The following is a 20,629-nucleotide window of genomic DNA, read 5'->3' as shown; positions in this document are numbered from 1 at the left end:
ATATCAGGATTGCTACTGCATAGCAGGCAAAACCTAAGTTTCATTTATGATTACGGGGATAATCTCACTCGTACATAGATGTGATTTAGGTTTTTTTGTGTTCCCTGATATCCGTGATTAATTGATCTGTTACAGAGGGGTGTATAAAAATGAGTTATGAACAGCTAAGTAAAGACATTATTCAATCTGTCGGTGGGGAGAAAAATATTAACAATGTGATTCATTGTGCCACGCGACTAAGATTCACACTTAACGATGAGCAAAAAGCTGATAAAGAAAATTTGGAGAAAATGAAAGGGATTATTGGGGTCGTTAGCAAAGGGGGACAGTTTCAAGTTATAGTGGGTACCCATGTTGCTGATGTGTATAAAGAAATTGCCAAATCCATATCCCCTAACAGTGACTCTGGCGAGAACAAGGTAAAGAAACCTATAGGGACTTTGATTTTTGATGTTATTTCTAGAAGCTTTTCGCCTCTGATTGGTGCTTTAGCAGGTGCGGGTATGTTGAAAGCGCTATTAACCGTACTTGCTTCGTTACATGTTCTAAGTGCGGATAGCGAAACTTACAAAGTATTAGCCGGCGCTAGTAATGCCGTGTTTTATTTTCTACCCATTTTCTTAGGGATTACGTTATCGATTAGGCTGGGTGTGAATGCTTATGTGGGTGGTAGTATCGGTGCGGCCTTACTTGAGCCTAATATTACGGGATTAGCAAGTGTTGAATCTCCACATTTTTTAGGTATTCCTTTAGTAATTTCGGACTATTCATCAAGCGTGTTTCCGATTTTTATCGCCATCTGTATATACGCTTTATTGGATAAGCAGCTAAGAAAGTTTATACACAAGGATTTGCAGATGTTCTTAGTCCCTATGATATGTTTGATTGTGATTGTGCCGTTAACTATTTTAGCGTTCGGACCGTTTGGCGTGAATGTAGGGAATTTAATTGGAGACGCTATTTTGTTCCTCAGTACGAAAAGCGGTATTGTTACGGGAGCAATTGTGGGAATAGCTTGGACGTATTTGACTGTGCTCGGATTGCACTGGGGACTTGTGCCAATTATTCTTGAGAATATTGCTAAGGGTGGAGATCCGATATATGCAATGGCCGGCATGGCCATCTTCGCTCAGCTGGGTGTAGCGTTGGGGATCTTCCTGAAAACAAAGGACAAACAGTTGAAAACATTGGCCGGCAGTACATTTATACCAGGCGCGCTTTCCGGTGTAACAGAACCTATTATTTACGGATTGCTGACTCGTTACAAACGGACTTTCATTTATGTAACCATTGCCGGCGGAGTAGGTGGAGCACTTAGTGGTCTTTTCAAAGTGAAGATGGAAGTCTTCGCATTTGTCAGCGTATTAAGTCTTCCTGCATTCTCTCCGCTGGCCGTTCAAGCGATTATAGCAGGAGTGACCATTGTATTGGCTATGGTAATTACCATGGTATTTGGTTATGAAGATAAAAAGAAAGTGAATATTGTAGAAGAAAAAACGAATACTGAAAAAAGCGAGGTTATCCTCCCTCACGCCGTTAAAAGTTCAACCGTTGTAAGCCCTCTGGCTGGTAACGTAATCCCGTTAACCTCAGTAGATGATGCTGCCTTTGCTTCAGAAGCAATGGGCAAGGGGATTGCAATTGAACCCACAGAAGGTAAGCTTTATTCACCGGTAAGTGGAGTTGTATCCACTATTTTCAGAACAGGTCATTGTATTGCGGTAGTATCGGATGAGGGTGTTGAGGTCTTGATTCATATCGGTATAGAAACCGTGAAGCTAAAAGGTAAATACTTTGATGTGAAAGTGCAAGAAGGAGCAACAGTTAAACAGGGTGATCTATTGATTGAGTTTGATTTTGAACAAATAAAAAATGAAGGTTATCAATGCACAACGCCGATAATTATTACCAATACGGCTAATTATAGTGATGTGATTGGTACCAATAAAACAGCTATTACACCGGGTGAAGATCTGCTGACTGTTGTAGTGTGATCTATTGAAGAGTCATAAGGTATGAATGGAATCGATCTCTTAGTACTGCTACTTAGAGATCGATTTTTTATTATAGAATACTATAAAAAAGTGCTAGCTTCGTAAAAATGAAAAGGTAAGGAGCTGTAATATGCGGATCGAAAAAGTGTTAAACAACAATGTTGTTACTGTCATAGATGACCAAAATTTTGAACTAGTAGTCATGGGAAGAGGACTGGCCTTTAAGAAAAAACGTGGAGACTTTTTAGAAGAAGATAAAATTGAAAAGATATTCACTTTAAGCAATCAAAAACTTTCAGATAAGCTAAAAACGCTGCTTTCCGAGATTCCAATCGAGCACATGGAGCTCTCAGAAGAGATTATCAACTTCGCCAAACTGCAGCTCGGTAAAATGCTGGATGACAGTATTTATGTTAGTCTGACAGATCATATCAGTTTTGCGCTGGAGAGATTCTCAAAAGGGATGAAGATTAAAAACGCCATGCTTTGGGAAATCAAAAAATTCTATAAAGAAGAATATGAGGTTGGGAAAGCTGCGCTTCAAATTATACATTCCAAGCTCGGAGTCAGACTTCCCGAAGATGAGGCCGGACATATTGCGCTCCATCTGGTGAATGCAGAACTAAATGAAGAGATGCCTAACATGGTGAATATCACCAAGATCATGAACGACATCCTAAATATCGTGAAGCGCCATTTCAGGCTAGAGTACGATGAGGAGTCCCTTGCTTATTACCGTTTTATCACTCATTTGAAATTTTTTGCACAACGTCTCATCAACGGTACTCCACCTCCTGATAATGAGAATGGCCTATTTATTTTGGTAAAGCAGCAGTATAAGGAAGCTTTCGCAAGCGTTGAGAAAATTAAAATCTATATTGATAAAACATATAATCGGGAGTTAACAAATGATGAAATGCTGTATCTGACCATACACATTGAAAGAATTACAAACCAGATCATGGAGTAGGGACGGTTAAGCCTTAAATTTTAACTTTGACTTTCGGGAGAATCGCGTATAAGATTACTAATATGTTTTCTGTGATAATCATTATCAATAGATTGATAACGGTTATCATGGAATCAACTTCGAACGTTGAATCCAGGGGGATAAAGCAAATGCACAAAAGGTTAATTAGTTTATTTATGGTTATTGCTATTATATTGGTCGTATCAGGCTGTGGTACTAACCAAAAGAACAATTCAACATCGAACGCGGGAGCAACTGACAAACCAGCTGCTGAAAACGCGGGCAGTGAATCTACAAGCGGTCCTATTGTTTTAAAGGATTCTAAAGGTGAGATTACGCTGGACAAACCTGCGCAAAGAGTTGTGGTATTGGAATGGACCTTTACGGAGGATGTTATTGCACTGGGAGTGCAGCCAGTAGGTAACGCAGATAACGAAAACTATAAGCTGTATGTGACTTCTGAAGCACCACTTGATGCAAACGTGACTGATGTTGGTTCCCGTGACGAGCCAGATCTGGAGACAATTGCTTCATTAAAGCCTGATCTGATTATTGCCAATACGGGTGGGCATGAAGGAATTTATGATCAACTTAAAAGTATCGCTCCAACATTGATTTTCGGCTTGTATCCGAATGAAGGAGAAGGTAATCAGTACACACTGATGGAAGATACTTTCAAAACAATTGCAGCGGCAGTAGGTAAAACAGCAGAAGCCGATAAGGTTCTTGCTGATTTGGATGCACATTATGCAGATGCAAAAGCAAAGCTGGCTGATGCAGGCAAAGAAGGCTTGAACTATGTACTGACACAAGCATACAGCTACCAGAATGCAGCAACGATGCGTCTTTTTACAGATAATTCACTTGCGGTACAAACTTTGGATCGGATCGGTCTGAAAAACGACTGGAAACCCGAAAATTTCGAAGTTTACGGATTCAGTACCTCTACAGTTGAGGCATTGCCTGCGGTTCAGGATACAAATCTAATCTATATCGTCCAAGAGGATGATAATATTTTCACGAAAGAACTGAAGGATAATTCCGTTTGGAATGGCCTTAACTTTGTAAAAGAGAATCGCACCTTCGGATTGAGCAGTACTACTTGGGTGTTCGGCGGTCCGATCTCCTCCAAAGTTATCGTGGATGAAGTTGTAAATACATTAACGAAATGAGTGCGGTTATGAACGAAAAGAGTAGCAAAGAAGCCTCTATCGGCATGAACTGGCGGATCATTGGAATATTTGGGGGCGGCTTTGCCGTCCTCTTCATTCTGTTCGTTTTAAGTTTGGGCTTTGGGGAAGCCAAGATTCCTGCAGCTACTGTAATAGATGGTTTGCTGAATCGCCAAGATATAATGGAACATAATCTGCTCTGGGATATCCGCATGCCACGTACAGTTATTGGTCTGCTGGCCGGGGCTGCTCTGGCTGTGGCTGGGGCATTATTGCAAACTATAACGAAGAACCCGCTTGCTTCCTCAGATACACTTGGGATTAATGCCGGGGCATACTTTATGGTCGTGCTTGGTATGGTAGCTTTTCCTGCTTTGCAGCATGAGTTTCCATTTTTGCTCGCAGTTGCAGGGGGACTGCTTGCTGCTTTAGCCGCTTATTTATTGAGTGGAGGCAAGGCAGCCACACCTGTTCGGCTGGCTTTGTCAGGTATGATCGTCTCCATGGTGCTCGGAGCGTTTACATCGGCCATACATATTTTTAAAAGAACAGAAACACAAAATCTGTTTTTATGGGGTTCAGGTTCCCTAATCCAGTTGGATTGGGACGGTGTTATATATGCCTGGCCTTTTGTCGTAGTGCTGCTATTGGCAGCGATATTTGCCGGCAGACAATTTGATGCGCTGGAGCTCGATGAGTCAACCGCTCGTTCACTTGGACAGCGAGTAGGGTTAATTCGGGCGACAGGACTTGGCCTATCGGTATTAATGGCTGCGGTTGTAGTCAGCGTGGTTGGACCGATTGGCTTCGTCGGCTTAGTGGCTCCCCATCTCGTCAGACTTAGTGGGATTCGCAAGCATCGCCTGCTCATTCCTGCAAGCGCGTTGTGGGGAGCCTTGCTCATCACGGCAGCGGATACGCTAGCGCGTGTAGTGCGAAGCAGTGTGGGTGAAATGCCTGTAGGTGCAGTTATGGCGATTATTGGAGCCCCGTGGCTCATTTGGCTGGTACTCACCAAGATGAAAAATATATCGGGCTCAGGCGCTGGCCAATCATCGATGAGTATCGGTGGAGCGGGACTGCGTCTGCGCTTTGTGCCGACGGCTATAGTTATGACCGTGCTGCTCATTGTTATTATCCTCGTAAGCTTATCGTTTGGGGGAACAAAAATACCGATCAGTGAATTGCTAAGTAGTCTGTTCCATAGGGGGGATCAATCCTATTCCGTCCTGCTGAATTTACGGCTTCCCCGTACACTCGTAGCGGCTGCAGGAGGGATCGCACTTGCAATCAGTGGTGTATTGATTCAAAGTGCTGTTCGAAATCCATTGGCAGATGCTTCTATTATTGGTGTGACCTCAGGGGCTGGCTTTGGTGCTTTGGCCGTAATGACCGTTTGGCCAGCATTGACGGTATTTGCAGTTCCGCTTGCCGCAATCGTGGGTGGGGCACTGGCTGCTGCTTTTGTCTTTTTTATGGCCTGGCGCAGGTCCTTGAATCCATCGGTTCTGATCTTGCTTGGAATCGCAGTCTCTGCTATTGCCTCTGCGGGAATCCAGGTCATGATCGTCAAAGGAAGTTTATGGAGCAGTAGCTCCTTAATTTGGTTAACGGGTTCGACTTATGGACGAAGCTGGAATCAATTTTACATCCTATTTGCATTCCTGCTTGTACTTGTTCCGATTGCATACTATTTGGGCCGAAAATGCGATTTGTTGGCATTTGGTGACGAGAGTTCAACAGGATTGGGCTTGCCGGTTCGAGGAACGCGGCTTTGGGCTATGATTATCGGCGTTTTGCTTGCAGCGGGAGCCGTTGCAAGTGTGGGAACAATTGGCTTTCTCGGACTCATGGCGCCGCATGCGGTGCGGATGATGATTGGTCATCATACGAGACGCTCGATTGTTTTGTCAGGATTACTTGGCGGCTTGATGCTCGTCATTGCCGATACGCTCGGAAGAACCATAATGGCGCCGAAAGAAATCCCTTCAGGCCTTATTATTATGCTGATTGGGGCTCCGTATTTCTTGTTTCTAATGTACCGGTCACAGGTTAGAAAAGTGTAGATTTTGTTATAAGAAAAAATCAGGGGGTGCCCCAGCAGCCGTAAAATGGCTGCTGGGGCACCCCCTGATTAATTAGAGCTTACTCCATCTAGAACGCCTCAAACATCGTTTCATTCGATTAAGATTTCCCTCCCTTACGCTACAGCTATCGGACACAGATGACCTTAAACGCAGTTTTATTTCGCATTTGAAGTGACAACGGACCGCATAGTCGCTATTGGCATGAAAAGCACCCGATTTGCCCTTCTTCCTATGAAATAACGTCATTGGAGTCCGAAACCAAGCTCCAAAGGCTAAAAATCCGCATATAACGTCATCTGAGTCCTTAAGCCTCAGCGAATGTTGAGAATTTATTGGTGCAGGCCACCAACGCCCATAAACAAAAAGCAGCGATTCTCCCATACCGGGGAAAGCTGCTTTTTTAATTGGATATTATCGATTTGTGAACAATTATTTAACTATTATTCTTAATTTTGTATATTTCCGTTTGCTAGTTTATACTTTAATCTTATGTTGTAGAATTTTGGAAATAAGGAGTGGGATTATGTGAGGCTCTTCGACAGAAAAGGTGTACAAGACGGCAGCAAAACTATTAACAACTCTGGCGAATTAAGAATCAATATTTTTTTCTTTAGCACTTTTATTATTTTTTGTGTGATTATCCTACGCCTTGCGGTCTTGCAATTTGTCGAAGGACCTACGTTATCTGAAGCTGAGGCTAATCGGGATACGAAAATAGTGGCATTATCGGCATTGAGAGGGAATATCCTCGCTGCTGATGGTGAGAAATTGGCATACTCAACGCCCGTTCAATCTTTGTACCTTACTTTGGATAAGGAATATACCGCAACAAAAACAGATAAAACTACGAAAAAAGTTACCTTAACTGCTGAGGCAAATAATAAATCAAAGGCACTCGCCAGCAAGTTAGCAGAAGCCTTCGAAACTTATGGTGCTCCTAATGAAAAAAAACTAACCACAGAAGAGATCCTTGAGTCTATGGATTTATATTCAAAAAAACTCTCTGGTTATGTAGCACGAAGAATTAAATCAGGTTTAACTAAGAAAGAAATCGCTTATTTTTTAGAACACAAAAACGAATATCCAAACCTAGAAGTGATAGAGGAAAGCAGCAGGCATTATGATACCGATACGGTGGCTGTACAAGCTGTTGGTTACGTGAAATTTTTTAAATCCTCTACTAGTTTAGATCTTTATAAGGATGTACTTCAGGCGATGAAAAATAATCAGAACCCTGGACTTAACTATAAAGAGGATGAGCTAGTAGGCTTTGATGGCTTAGAGCTGCAATACCAGAAAGAGCTTCGGGGCCAGAATGGTTATAAGGAAGTTTCCGTAGATCCGCAGAATATGGCAGAAAAAATTGTAAGTATTGAACCCCCGGTTAAAGGAAGCACTATCTGGACTACCCTTAATAAAAAAATTCAGCTGAAGACCGAAGAAGCCATTAAAGATCAGATTCAGTGGTTACATTCACACACCGTTCAGGGAGAAACACATCCTGATGCTTTAACAGGTTACGCTGTAGCCATGGAAGTGGATACAGGTAATATTATTGCTATGGCAAGTATGCCTGACTATGATACTAACAGCTGGGCTACGGGTTCGATCTCTCCAGAGGTGTATAAAAAAATTGAAAAGCATTACCAAAATGGAACGATAACTCCATACTCATCGGGAAGATCAGGGCATAATTTTGAATCCACCGTGCTGCTTGGTTCGACCATAAAACCATTGAGTGTGTTAATTGGCTTAAAAGAGGGCTTTATAAGTACTTCTTCTACTTATCAAGATAAAGGGATCACCTCATTTGGTAGGGAAGGACATGAGACTAATGTAAGGAACTCATCCAATCATGTATACGGCTCTTTGTATCCTTATACAGCCATTGAAAAATCTTCAAACGTATATATGGTTGATATGATCGGAAAAAAATTGTACGAAAAATACAAGTCTAAGGGCATCGGGGTATGGGACACATATATGAAAGAATTCGGTCTAGGTGTGCCAACAGGGATAGGTTTACCAAGGGAATACTTGGGTGATTTGAATTATAAAGCTGAAGCTAAAGCGGGTTCAGTTCAGTCGGCACTTGTTTATGCTTCTTTTGGGCAGCAGGGACGTTATACCGTTCTTCAGTTGGCGCAATATGCGGCTACACTAGCCAATGAAGGGCAACGAATCAAACCACAGCTAGTAAGCAAGATTACGGACTCCAAAGGTAAAGTTATCAAAGAATTCAAACGGGAAGTGCTTGATGAAGTGACTACTTTCGATAAATCCTATTGGCGGGAGATAAAGAAAGGGATGAACAGTGACGTTAAAAGTGCCTTCGGTGATTTCCCCTATGATTTTGCGCGTAAAACAGGAACTTCACAACAGACGGATAGTAAAAACATAAACCGTGATAACGGAGTGTTTATAGCTTTTGCACCACGTGAAAATCCAAAGCTTGCTGTAGCTGTAGTTATTCCTGAAGGCGGATTTGGATCTAGCAGTGCAGCACCTGTAGCGAGAAAAATTTTTGATGCTTATGATTGGGAGTACGGATTGGATGGAATTCCGAAGAAAAATGTGGATAAAAGTATCAGCGAATAACACAAAGGAGAGAGCGCACACTGCGCTTTCTTTTTCTTTTTACAGAGCGGTTTGTGGCGGATCGAAGGAACGGGTTCCAGATTAAAATATTGTAACCATAAAGCGTGAAACTTTTATCCTAGTAGGAGCGTCAAAAGGTTAGGAAAAAAATGTATTCGTCATTCCAGGAGGGTGAATCTGTGAAGAAGTTATGGATTTCTATTTTAGTGGGCTTATTAGTTTTGCCGATGATGTTTCAATCTTCAGTGAAAGCTGCTACTGCGCCCATCAGTATTTTTATTGACGGGGTTCGATTGTCCACAGATCAAGCACCGGTGATGGTAAATGGACGGACGATGGTACCCCTACGGGCAATCTTTGAAGCCTTTAATGCCACCATCAAGTGGAATCAGAAAACACAAACTGTAACTGCAACTAAAGATGATACAACGATTATGTTAAAGATTGGCTCAAAGACAGCCACGATTAACAATAAAGCTGTAACTCTAGATGTGCCGGGTCAGAATTTGAAAGGAAGAACGATGGTTCCTACACGGTTTGTAAGTGAGTCATTGGGTCATGATGTGGGTTGGAATCCAAGTACCAAAGTGGTGACCATAACGACTTCCGGCGGTAAAACTGGAACTGTAAATCCGGCATCGAATGTACAGTTAAAGGATGTAAGTGATAACGGTGACGGCCGTGATCTCCAGGTCAGCTTCACCCAATCTTCTAATGAAGCTCTTGTGGATCATTACCGGGTAATGATTGTAAAGGCTTGGAGCACTTTTAATATCTCATCTGCACAAAAGGTTACATCCGCCAATTATTCTACTGTTTTAGCTACAGGCACTAATCCTACGATTAGAATGACCGCAAATTCAAGGGATGTGGATGGTGACCTCATTAAAGGTAATCAAACCTATGTAGCTTATGTTTTCGCAGTGGGCAAAGGCAATAATACCAGCGCTCTCTCGTATAGTTCTTCGACTATATCGCTTAATACTAATACTGTAGTCGTTGCCCCAAGTAATGTACAAGTAAGTGATGTGAGCGATTATAGTGATGGCCGCGATTTAGCCGTAAGTTTTAATAAGGTATCGGATGAATCCAAGGTGAGTTCTTACCGGATATTTGTAGTCAAAGCTACTAATTATTCTTCTTTTAATTTGGCGGCAGCAAATGCTGTTAGCAGTTCAAATTACACACAGGTCAACAAAACAGGTTCCAATATCACCCAGATCTTATCGTCTGGAGCGAGGGATGTAGATGGAGCCCTCATTAAGACGGGAGTTGGTTACCGTGTGTTTGTTATGGGTGTAGATAGTGGCAGTAATACAGCCAATAATTTATTGTCTGCTGCTTCATCTGCGATTACGCTGTCCTCGGTCAATGTCTCTAATTTAAGTGTAAGCGACGTTAGTGACTTTGGAGATGGCCGGGATTTAAAAGTATCCTTTAACCACGCTACAGATGAAACGTATATTAGCCAGTACCGAATTCTAGTTGTGCCTACAGCTTATTCCAACAACTTTAGTTTATCTGAGGCGAATAATGTCTCCAGCTCTTACTACACAACGGTGAGCACAACAGGATCTAGCACCAGTCAAGTGTTAGCCTCGTCAGCAAGAGACGTGCGTGGTAATTTGATTAAGAATGGAACACCTTACAGAGTGTATGTGTTAACGATTGGAAGCGGGAAGAATTTGGGCACCAACATTCTCTCAACGGAGTCAACATTAATTACGTTGGCTGTTGACTACAATGTGAGTGCTGTCTACAATTTGGATGTAAGTGACGTAAATGATTATGATGATGGCCGTGATTTAAGAGTATCCTTTGACCACGCTACGAATGAAACGTATATTAGCCAGTATCGAATCCTGGTTGTACCTACTTCCTATTACAATAGCTTCAGTTTATCTGACGCTAATAATGTGTACAGTTCCAACTACACAGCAGTGAGCACAACAGGATCCAGCACCAATCAAGTGTTAACCTCGTCATCAAGGGACGTGCGCGGTAACCTGATAAAGAGTGGAATCAATTACAGAGTATATGTATTAACAGTCGGAAGCGGGAATTACTCGGGCAGCAATGTTCTTTCTTCTGGTTCACCTTTAATTACGTTGAATGTAGATTACAAATTGGCTCCTATTTCGAGCTTGGATGTAAGGGACGTTAATGATTACGAAGACGGCAGGGATTTAAAAGTATCCTTTAACCATGCCACGGATGAAACGTACATTAGCCAGTATCGAATCCTGATTGTACCTACTTCCTATTACAGCAGCTTTAGTTTAACCCAGGCAAATGCGGTTTCTAGCTCCAATTACACAGCGGTAGGCACTTCAGGAAATAATACCAGTCAAGTCTTGGATTCTTCAGCCAGAGACGTAAACGGAAATTTAATAAAGAGTGGAATCAGTTACAGAGTGTATGTGTTAACGATTGGCAGCGGCAAGTACTCAGGCACTAATGTGTTGTCCTCAGAGTCGAATGCCATAACTTTATCCACTAAGCTGCCGGTAACCTCTGTCACCAATGTAACGTACAGTGTGGATGAGGGTAAAATACTAGTAAGTTTCAACCGTTCCTCTAACGAGTCTAACATTTCGGAATATCGAATTCTGGTGGTTCCGTCCAAACAAGGTTTTGGTTCAGCGGAAGCAATTGAGGTGAAATCCTCGTATTATACGTCGATAACGCCTAACGGAACGAATCCTACAATTGTAGCCTCGAGAAGAGATGTTAATGGTGCATTAATTGTTAAGGGTGTTAAATATAAAGTATATGTTCTTGCGGTAGCCAATAATAATGGCGTGCAGAGTGGCGGTCTTTCGGATTCAACGGAAGAGATTGAAATATAAGGATAGGGAATAAAATCATTATAATATAAGGCAAAAAACCTTCATTGAGCACTGGGCTTGATGAAGCGCTTTTTGCCTTGTTTTTTTGTTTTCTATTTTTTATAAAAATAGGGTTGCGATTATACACATTTAAAACATTTGGTTTAACCTAATGGAAGCGCTATAATTGAAAATAATTACATGCTTAAGGAGTCTATCATGAAAAGAGGCAGGATATTCTACAAGATTTTTGTTCCTATTCTGGTGCTGGGAATTGGCCTGGTTATTAGCTTCGGTGGCTATATTTATCTGACGACGATTAATTCGGTAAATGAAAGAGTAGCGGATGATAAACAGAGTTTAATTACTCAAATTAAAAACACCTTGGAACAGAAAATTCAGACCATCGAATACGCTTTTAATACTTACAGTACCACCAGTTCCTTCAGGGAGGTCGTGCAAAATCCGATCACCGAGCAGGATTTTGAGAAGTATCGCGAGATTAATTCCCAGCTTAACTACATTGCCAGCATGGGGATGGATTTTGTTAATTATTCTCTAATCAGTTTGGAGCAGAAATGGCAGATTTCCAATGGTAAGCTTTCACATTTAACGGAAGAAGAGAGCAGGACACTTTATGAGAGCTATATTAATAACCGTAGCCGGGGGTTGTTTTGGGTTAAGACGGATAAGGGTATCCGCTTTGTAAATACCCTGCCGGTATTCTCACAGACCAAACAGGCGATTGCCTTATCTGATATATCCCTTCAGACCTTGCAGAGCACCCTTCAGACCGAAGGAAACACACCGGTGTTTATTCTTAACCGGGAGGGTGAGCTTTTATATGAGTCGGAAACTGGAAAGTCCCTGCTGACTAATAATCAACTTAGCCATATCACTAATGTTGCTGGAGGCGGGGGGCAATTGGGGACGATTGCCATGGAGCGGGCTGATCACCAATCGATAAAAGCTATTTATGCTAAATCTTCTTATAATAATTGGATTTACGTAACTATTTTGGATAAATCAGAAATTTCTGATGCACTAAAGACAACACGATTCGGGATTGTGATGATGGTACTGCTTATTACGTTGTTGATTGCGGTAGTCGCTTATGTGATCTCTTTGTATTTCACCAAGCCATTCCGGCAGATTCAGCGCCGATTATTGCCTGCCAATGCGGAGCTAGAGCCTAAGAATGAGGTAGACTGGATTATTAATTCGATTGATACCATCTTATCGGAGAAAGAAAGCCTAGAGGGTCTGATTGAGTCTGAGATGCCTAAGTTGGAAACTCAGTTTATTCTAAATCTGTTTCGTAGCCGGATATCCCAAGAAGAGCTTAATCTGGGTTTGCCTCGTTTCGGTTATGAGCTGTCACAGAATTCGGTGTACGCAACGCTGCTAATACAGCTGGATAACTATGGGGAACGGCAGGCTAGTGATAAGGATCTTCTGCTTGTAGCGGTTAACAAACTGGTGGAAGAGCTGATTCCGCAGGAGAGGCGGATGATTCCTATCTTATTAAATGACCGTACACAAGCGACTATCCTGATCTTTGAGGGAGCGAATGAACAGGAGAACCGGAGAATAGCACTGGACTATGCCAAGACAATTATTCGAACAGCTAGAGAAATCCTGAAACTATCCATTAGCGTTGGAATCAGCAATTTTTATGATAATTTATTGTTTAGTAGGGAAGCTTGCGAGATGAGTAAGCAGGCGCTGCATCATCGTTTAAATCTGGGCAAAGAGTCTATCATCTTCTATGAGGATATATCGAAGGTGATCTCGGGTCCAGTTCTACTGCATTATCCGTCTGAGTTTGAGTCCCAGTTATTTGACGCGATTCGGATTGGAGATGAAGAACAAGTCTCCTGTTCTCTGTATCCATTACTCGGGGAAATGATGAAGCACAGTAAGAACCCTTTGAATTTCGAAGTCACATTAATACGTTTCGTCAACAATCTGATTCAGCTGGAGCAGCTGCTGGGTGTAGAGGTTCTGCTGACAGAGGACAATTCTACGTTGTATCACCGATTGTTAGACATCCGTAATCCGGAAGAGATCGAACGCATTTTGGTCAAAGAAGTTATCCATCCGATGGTGACCAGCGTTAAGGAGAAGACAGACCGTCAGTTCCGCCTCTTATCCGATAAAATTGCGGTGATTGTCCGCTCGGAATTTGATCAGGACTTAACGCTAGAATTAATTGGTGATCGCCTCCATTACAGTCCGAACTATTTAAGCAGTATTTTCAAAAAAGAGTACGGGATGACGTTTAGCGAGTATCTAATGAACTATCGTCTGGAAATGGCTAAGAAGTGGCTGGTGGAAACGGATATGACCATTAAAGAGATTGCTGAAAGGCTGCAGTACCATAATCCGCAGAACTTTATTCGATCCTTCCGTAAAAAAGAACATGTAACACCAGGTGTATACCGAACCCAGAAACAGGAGAAGTAAGGCGCTGAACACAAACAGCCAGCCCCGGGAGACCGGGGCTGGCTGTTTGTGCAGCTGCAATGTTTTAGCCTTTTACAGAACCCAGCAGGGCTCCTTTGGTGAAGTGTTTTTGTACGAAAGGATAGGCGAGCAGCATTGGAACGGTTGCGACTACGATAACCGCCATTTTGATGGTTTGAGCAGGTGGGATAATATCAACAGAAGCATTATCTCCCTGCATCCCGCTGGCGACGATAACAATTTGGCGCAGCAGGACTTGAATAGGCCACTTAGTGGAGTCTGTCATATATAAAATTGCACTCATATAAGTGTTCCAGTAAGCTACCCCGTAGAACAAGGAGAGGGTCGCGATAGATGGCATCGCCAGCGGAAGCATGATTTTGAAAAATACACCAAAATCATTAGAGCCGTCAATCTTGGCTGATTCCTCTAGCCCTTCCGGCAGCGCCTGGAAGAAGTTACGCATAATGATCAGGTTAAAAGCATTGATCGCAACAGGCATGATCATGGACCAGTAGGAATCGATTAATCCGAAATATTTAACTACCAGGAAAGTAGGGATCATTCCCCCGCTGAAGAGCATGGAGAACACGATTACGAAATTGATGAAATCTCTTCCGTATAGATATTTTCTAGATAATCCATAAGCCATTAAAGAGGTAAGAACCATACTGACAACTGTACCCACTAAGGTTACACCGATGGATACGCCAAGCCCTTTAAAAATAGTAGGCGTTGACAGTATATAACGGTAAGCATCCAAAGAGAATGTCGTCGGGAACAGGATGAAGCTTTTTTCTACTACCTCCTGTGTTGAAGCAAAGGAACTGGCAAACACATTGACAAAGGGTAAAAGACAGGCTAGGGCAATGAGTGTAAGCAGTGTGGTATTTACAATAGTAAACAGCCGGCTACCCATATTTTCTTTTTTAAAAGATGATTGCGACATGCAGATATCCTCCTTGTAATCGTTTCATTGAAACTTTAACAGGGGTCTGTTATTCCGTATATAATCATTAGCTTGGGCTTTGTTTTGGGAGGAAAAAGCGTGATAAGGCATAGATGATCTTTATGTATTGTAGTAATCACTATAAGATGCACGGGCCTGGAAAACCTTATAGCTGTAGGGTTCTTGGAGTATCAGTATCTGATGATTATATACGTAATGGACGAATGATCGTAATCTGGGAATCGTAAAGAAACGCGATCAAGGAGGCCGATCAGGTGAAAGAGGCAAACGTCACCATGCTGAACACGAAAGTTAATCCAGTAAGAAAAAAGCGAACGGGGCCTAGCTGGCTGAGTTTAAAAAGAAACAAGTTATTGTATCTGATGATACTCCCGGGATTTTTGTATTTTGTTATTTTTAAGTACCTGCCTATGGGCGGTCTTATCATTGCATTTCAGGACTATCAGCCGTTTCTGGGTATAGCGGATAGCCCGTGGGTAGGGTTTAAGCATTTCGTCCGATTGTTTACAGAACCTACCTTCTTTATGCTATTGAGTAATACACTTATCTTGTTTGCATTAAACATTGTTATTTTCTTCCCGCTACCTATTATAGTGGCGCTGATGCTTAACGAAGTTCAGCACAAGTTATTTAAGAGCACCATTCAAACGATTATTTATATCCCCCATTTCATGTCATGGGTTATCATCGTCTCCATTTCCTATGTATTTATGAATGTGGATGGAGGGGTGCTGAATGAGATGTTGGCGGCCCTTGGGATGCAGAAGATCAGCTTTTTGACTTCTCCTGAGTGGTTGCGTACCGTGTATATCGGACAGATCATTTGGAAAGAAATTGGTTGGTCAACCATTATTTATTTGGCAGCCATTACCGTAGTGGATACGCAGTTATATGAAGCAGCTGAGATGGATGGAGCGGCAAGATTGCGTAAAACATGGCATATCACTCTGCCGGCAATTCGCCCAATCATTATTACCTTGCTTATTCTGAAGATTGGCCACACGCTGGATCTGGGCTTTGAGCATATGTACTTGCTGATCAATTCCTTGAACCGCGAAGTTGGAGAAATTTTCGATACCTATATCTATACAGCTGGTTTAAAGAACGGACAATTGAGTTTCAGTACGACAGTGGGTCTGTTCAAGGGTGTGGTTGGCTTGATTCTCGTTATGCTGTCGAACAAGTTGGCCAAAAAAATCGGCGAAGATGGTGTTTACTAGGCTTCACAGTATGCTGAATTCTTACCTCTGCCTTAAGGGCAGAGGTGGAAGATACAACACAAATACATTAGTAAAAGGGGTAATGTTGATGAATCGCAATTACAAAAAAATTGCAGCCTTAATGTTGTGTAGCGGGTTAGTACTCACTGCATGCGGAGGAGGCAATAACGCGAAGGAGTCAAATTCTTCAAATGGGGGAACGGATTCAACGGCTAAAACAACTGCTGCACCTGCAGATGTGCTAGATGCTAAAGCAAAGATTAGCTGGCTGAACATTTTACAAACGTCTACAACACCAACGGGTCCTATTCTGGACAAAATTGAAGAATTGACGAATACAGAGATTGAATTCTCATGGATTCCGGATCCTTCCAAAGAAGAACGTATTAATACTTCATTAGCATCGAATTCCCTAGCAGACATCGTTACCCTGACTATTCTTGATAACTCTTCTGTACGTAATGCACTGAAGGCCGGTATGTTCTGGGAAGTAAGTCCTTATCTTGATGAGTTCCCGAATTTGGCTAAAATTTCACAGGATACACGTACATCGGCATCGATTGCAGGTAAGCTGTACGGGGTTCCTTTCCAGAAGTCCTTGGCTAGAAACGGCGTTGTTCTCCGTAAAGATTGGCTGGATAAGCTTGGACTGCAGGTTCCAAAAACAACAGATGAGTTGATGGAAGTTGCGAAAGCGTTTACCGAAAAAGACCCTGATGGTAATGGCAAAAAGGATACCACAGGCTTCATGGACCGCAGCGATCTTGTATATGGAGCATTTAAGACATTGGGCTCATACTTTGGAACACCGAACTATTGGAGTGTAGATGATGCGGGTAAAATGACACCGGAGTTCGATACAGAGGCTTATGTCAAGACCATGGATTATATGAAGACTCTTTATGATGGTGGTTATATCAATCAGGATTTCGCTGTGACGGCTAAAACAGATCAGCAGCAGAATTTTGCGCAAGGAAAGGCTGGAATTTATGTGGGTGCCTTGTTTGACAGCAAGAACCTACTGAATCTGTCTAAAGGCATACAGGATGGTATGGATTTGGTTATGGTTAACGATATCACTTCCACCGGTAATGAAGCGGATCGCGCCATTTGGGCTGGTAATAACGGAATTGGGGGACTGTTGTCTTTCCCGAAATCCGAAGTCAAGGATGAAAATGAATTAAGACGGATCTTGAAATTTGTTAATGATCTTATGAATGAAGATGTCTATGGCTTGATGACTTATGGTATTAAGGATGTCCACTATACAATCGATGGAGAACAAGCGGTTACGATTAAGGATACAGATCTCTGGAAGCAAGAAGTTCAGCCATTTTCGGCATCTCGTCCATTAGAGAATGGATTCATTATCCATGATGCTGATCCACTCAAAGTTGAAGCTGATAAGCTGATCGTTGAGAATGCTAAATATGCTGTACTGAATCCTGCTTACTCTCTGGAATCTGAGACCTATTCTACTCAAGGATCTGAGTTGCAAAAGATTATGACAGATGCCACTTATAAATATATCCTAGGCAAAATTGATTTGGACGGATTTAAAGCTGAGGTTGAAAAGTGGAAGAAATCCGGCGGCAGCAAAATCATTACTGAATATGAAGCTGCTTATAAAGCTGTAAATCCTTAAGAAGTACTACAGACTATATTCTAAGAAAATAGTAGAGGGGTCCTAAATGGGGAGGCTGCGTTTAGGACCATATCTATTCAAACAGGAGGAAAAAATGAAAGACAACAATGCACTTAGGAGTATGGGCTGGGGTGTTCGAATGGCAGATTCGATTATGGAGCGAACGCCAAGATTATATGAGGATAACGGATATCATGGAAAATGGTCTTATGATTATGGAGTCATCTTGAAGGGTTTTGAGCTGCTGTGGAGACAGACCGGGCAGGTTAAATATTATCAATTCATCAAAGATAATATGGATTATTTTATTGAGGAAGACGGCTCTGTGAAGGGATATCGCCTGAGCGAACATAATATTGATCACTTAAATAACGGAAAGATCCTATTTGTGCTCCATAAAGAAACTGGGTTAGCGAAATATAAAATGGCTGCAGATTTATTAAGAAAGCAGATAACAACGCATCCTCGAACCTCAGAAGGTGCGTTTTGGCATAAGAATGTATATCCTTATCAGATTTGGCTGGATGGCTTGTATATGGGCTCTCCTTTCTATCTGGAGTATTTACTTGAGTATGAAGGCGGCAAGGGTCTGGACGATGTGACCCGGCAATTTATTCTGTGCGAGCGTCATACCAAGGATGCTGAGACGGGTCTCCTGTTTCACGCATGGGATGAAAAGCGGGTACAGCCGTGGTGCGATCCTGAAATGGGGTTGTCTCCGAACTTTTGGGGGCGTTCGCTGGGGTGGTATGTGATGGCGCTAGTGGATGTACTCGGCATGCTCCCTAAGGAACACGCGGATTATGAGATCGTGGCACGTATACTGACAGATACGCTGACAGCGCTTCGTCAGGTTCAGGATGCGGATGCTGGAGTATGGTATCAGGTTGTAAACATGGGCGGCCGTAAAGGCAATTATTTGGAGGCTTCCGCCTCTAGCATGATCACCTATGCAATGGCTAAGGGCATTCGGATTGGTGTACTCGATGATAGTTGGTTCGAGACTCTTGACCGTGCTTATCAAGGTCTTATTGCTGAATTTGTGCTGGAAACCAAAAATGGCTGGGTTAACCTGAATAAAAACTGCCAGGTCGCTGGACTCGGTGGTGAGGACCGGAGAGATGGTACTTACGCCTATTATATCAGTGAACCGATCGTAACCAATGATCAGAAGGGGCTTGGCGCATTTCTCCTGGCTTGTGGAGAATATGAATATTTGCAGCGTCCCGTCGTGACGAAAGGAAGCGAGTGAAGCACATGTCTATCTACAATATAAATGACTACGGAGCGCATCCTAATAGTGCAGAGCCTTCAACGGAAGCGATAGCCAGTGCCATTCATGCGGCAAGCGAGGCAGGGGGAGGAACAGTTTATGTTCCTTCCGGGCACTATCAGACGGGTGCTATCTTCATGAAAAGCAATATTGAGCTGAAGCTCAGTCCTGGAGCTGTGCTTAGCTTCAGCTCTGATCCTAACGATTATCCGGTGGTGGATTCCCGTTGGGAGGGTGTGAAGCAGAACGTCCATGCTTCATGTATTTTTGGAATAAATCTAGAGAATGTATCGGTTACAGGTGCAGGCAAGCTGGATGGAAGGGGCGCACCTTGGTGGGATAAACATCGGAATTCTCCTGATTCACTGCTGTATCCCCGCCCGAAGCTTATCAGCTTCGACAACTGCCGTAGAGTCACGCTCAGAGATCTGACACTCGTGAACTCCCCAAGCTGGACTGTGAATCCTATCTGTTGCCATGATGTTACGATTGATAATCTGTCGATCTATAATCCGGCGGATTCGCCTAATACAGACGGTATTGACCCAGAATCCTGTGTGAATGTCCGCATCAGCAACTGCAATATCGATGTGGGTGATGACTGCATCGCCATTAAAGCAGGGACGGAGGATACGAAGGAGCGGGTTGCCTGCGAGAATATCACGATAACTAACTGCACGATGATTCATGGTCATGGCGGTGTGGTGCTGGGAAGCGAAATGAGCGGAGATATCCGTAATATCGTGATCAGCAATTGCGTGTTCAAGCAGACGGACCGCGGCATTCGGCTGAAGTCCAGACGCGGGCGCGGAGGTGTTGTCGAAGATATTCGTGTCAGCAATATCGTGATGGAGGACGTGATCTGTCCGTTTATTCTTAATCTTTATTATTTCTGCGGACCACGTGGTAAGGACAAATATGTATGGGATAAGAATCCTTATCCGGTGACGGAGGAGACCCCCTGCTTCCGACGGATTCATTTTGCTAATATTACTGCTCGGAATGTTCACGCGGCTGCAGGTTTTCTTTACGGCCTTGCGGAGCAATACATTTCAGAAATTACCTTTTCCGATATTGATATTTCCATGGCAGAGAATGCAATCCCTGGTCGTCCAGCCATGATGTCAGGAATCCAGGATATGAACAACCGTGGGTTTTATCTGGGCAACGTAAGAGATATTCGCTTCCGCCAAGTGACGATCGAGAATCATGAAGGACCGGCTTTTTATATTGAAAATGGAGAAACGGTAGATATCACCGGCTGCCAATCGAGAAACACCCGTAAAGTGGAAGAATTAGTGCAGCAGGTAACCGTTATCCCGTCACAGGAAGATCTAAGTGAGCAGACAGACTGATAATTGACAGGATAGACCGCAGATTTGCTTAGGGTGAAGGGTGCGGATGTA

Annotated in this window: 12 protein-coding genes; 11 read left to right on the top strand and 1 reads right to left on the bottom strand. The window is 42.8% G+C overall.

Annotated elements, in window-relative coordinates:
• Positions 1 to 149 precede the first annotated feature (149 nt).
• The 7 genes from NSQ55_RS25875 (at position 150) to NSQ55_RS25845 (ending at position 14,115) form a co-directional block, all read left to right on the top strand.
• The gene (locus tag NSQ55_RS25875) at positions 150 to 1,994 is read left to right on the top strand and encodes a beta-glucoside-specific PTS transporter subunit IIABC (RefSeq protein WP_339169753.1); all 1,845 of its coding nucleotides are present in this window, start codon (positions 150 to 152) and stop codon (positions 1,992 to 1,994) included.
• A gap of 130 nt (positions 1,995 to 2,124) precedes the next feature.
• The gene (locus NSQ55_RS25870) at positions 2,125 to 2,964 is read left to right on the top strand and encodes a PRD domain-containing protein (protein ID WP_076144575.1); all 840 of its coding nucleotides are present in this window, start codon (positions 2,125 to 2,127) and stop codon (positions 2,962 to 2,964) included.
• Between the two features lie 149 nt (positions 2,965 to 3,113).
• A complete protein-coding gene (locus NSQ55_RS25865) occupies positions 3,114 to 4,136 on the top strand; it encodes an iron-siderophore ABC transporter substrate-binding protein (protein ID WP_076130322.1) in 1,023 nt (340 codons plus the stop codon).
• A gap of 8 nt (positions 4,137 to 4,144) precedes the next feature.
• Positions 4,145 to 6,202: an iron ABC transporter permease gene (locus NSQ55_RS25860; RefSeq protein ID WP_076184808.1), complete on the top strand. Its 2,058-nt coding sequence runs from the start codon at positions 4,145 to 4,147 to the stop codon at positions 6,200 to 6,202.
• 546 nt (positions 6,203 to 6,748) lie between these two features.
• Entirely contained in the window at positions 6,749 to 8,821 is a 2,073-nt protein-coding gene (locus NSQ55_RS25855) for a penicillin-binding transpeptidase domain-containing protein (RefSeq protein WP_076184807.1), read from the top strand.
• Between the two features lie 179 nt (positions 8,822 to 9,000).
• Positions 9,001 to 11,670, top strand: a complete 2,670-nt coding sequence (locus tag NSQ55_RS25850; protein ID WP_076184806.1) for a copper amine oxidase N-terminal domain-containing protein — start codon at positions 9,001 to 9,003, stop codon at positions 11,668 to 11,670.
• A 198-nt stretch (positions 11,671 to 11,868) separates the two neighbouring features.
• Positions 11,869 to 14,115 (top strand): AraC family transcriptional regulator, encoded by a 2,247-nt coding sequence (locus NSQ55_RS25845; protein WP_076184805.1) that lies wholly within the window; start codon positions 11,869 to 11,871, stop codon positions 14,113 to 14,115.
• 64 nt (positions 14,116 to 14,179) lie between these two features.
• Here the strand turns inward: NSQ55_RS25845 and NSQ55_RS25840 are convergent, their stop codons facing one another.
• Positions 14,180 to 15,064, bottom strand: coding sequence for a carbohydrate ABC transporter permease (locus tag NSQ55_RS25840; protein WP_076130456.1), 885 nt, complete (start codon positions 15,062 to 15,064; stop codon positions 14,180 to 14,182).
• A gap of 275 nt (positions 15,065 to 15,339) precedes the next feature.
• On the opposite strand from NSQ55_RS25840, the gene NSQ55_RS25835 reads away from it, so the two are divergent.
• From NSQ55_RS25835 to NSQ55_RS25820, 4 genes are all read left to right on the top strand, one after another.
• Positions 15,340 to 16,305 carry an ABC transporter permease subunit gene (locus NSQ55_RS25835; protein ID WP_269473519.1) on the top strand — a complete coding sequence of 322 codons (966 nt, stop codon included), beginning with the start codon at positions 15,340 to 15,342 and terminating at the stop codon, positions 16,303 to 16,305.
• 88 nt (positions 16,306 to 16,393) lie between these two features.
• A complete protein-coding gene (locus NSQ55_RS25830; RefSeq protein WP_076134128.1) occupies positions 16,394 to 17,950 on the top strand; it encodes an extracellular solute-binding protein in 1,557 nt (518 codons plus the stop codon).
• 94 nt (positions 17,951 to 18,044) lie between these two features.
• Positions 18,045 to 19,202 (top strand): glycoside hydrolase family 88 protein, encoded by a 1,158-nt coding sequence (locus NSQ55_RS25825; RefSeq protein WP_339169748.1) that lies wholly within the window; start codon positions 18,045 to 18,047, stop codon positions 19,200 to 19,202.
• A gap of 5 nt (positions 19,203 to 19,207) precedes the next feature.
• Positions 19,208 to 20,578 (top strand): glycoside hydrolase family 28 protein, encoded by a 1,371-nt coding sequence (locus NSQ55_RS25820; RefSeq protein ID WP_076130458.1) that lies wholly within the window; start codon positions 19,208 to 19,210, stop codon positions 20,576 to 20,578.
• Positions 20,579 to 20,629 lie beyond the last annotated feature (51 nt).

It is taken from the genome of Paenibacillus sp. FSL H7-0943, assembly GCF_037963265.1.
GTDB lineage: Bacteria > Bacillota > Bacilli > Paenibacillales > Paenibacillaceae > Paenibacillus_AQ > Paenibacillus_AQ odorifer.
This window is presented reverse-complemented; position numbering and strand designations above follow the sequence as displayed.